A 502-nucleotide genomic window follows, 5' to 3' on the forward strand; every position below is an offset into this window, starting at 1 on the left:
AACTGCACTTAGTGAAGGTGCCATTACATGATGGGCGCTATAAATATAGCTTGCCAGCAGATCAACGATTTAACCCGTTACAAAAATTAAAACGAAATCTAGTGGATTCATTTGTAAAATTAGACACGGCAGGACATATGCTTGTGCTAAAAACATTGCCTGGTAACGCTCATTCACTTGGAGCACTTATTGATCATTTAGAGTGGGATGAGATCATCGGAACCATCTGTGGTGATGATACTTGCTTAATTATTTGCCGTACACCTGACGATACAGGTGTTGTCTCTGATCGTTTCTTAAATATGTTGTAACAAAAAATCTTGTTTGCTTTCCATCGTAAAGTGGGAAGTGAACAAGATATTTTTATTGGTCAAAAATATGATTTTTCAATTGTAATATAATATTTTGTTTGCATAAAGTTAGAAAATAGATGAATTGACCCGTAAAACAAATGTTTGGTACAATGAAGCGGGTTAGAAGAGTATATACATACAAATATATA

Annotated in this window: 1 protein-coding gene; it reads left to right on the forward strand. The window is 34.3% G+C overall.

The window, feature by feature from the left end; translation table 11 throughout:
• A partial coding sequence (gene argR, locus SB717_RS33545) for an arginine repressor ArgR (RefSeq protein WP_410907119.1) occupies positions 1–311 on the forward strand: 311 nt, incomplete at its 5' end.
• Between the last annotated feature and the right edge of the window lie 191 nt (positions 312–502).

The organism is Priestia sp. SIMBA_032 (assembly GCF_046535215.1).
Classification (GTDB): Bacteria; Bacillota; Bacilli; order Bacillales; family Bacillaceae_H; genus Priestia; species Priestia aryabhattai.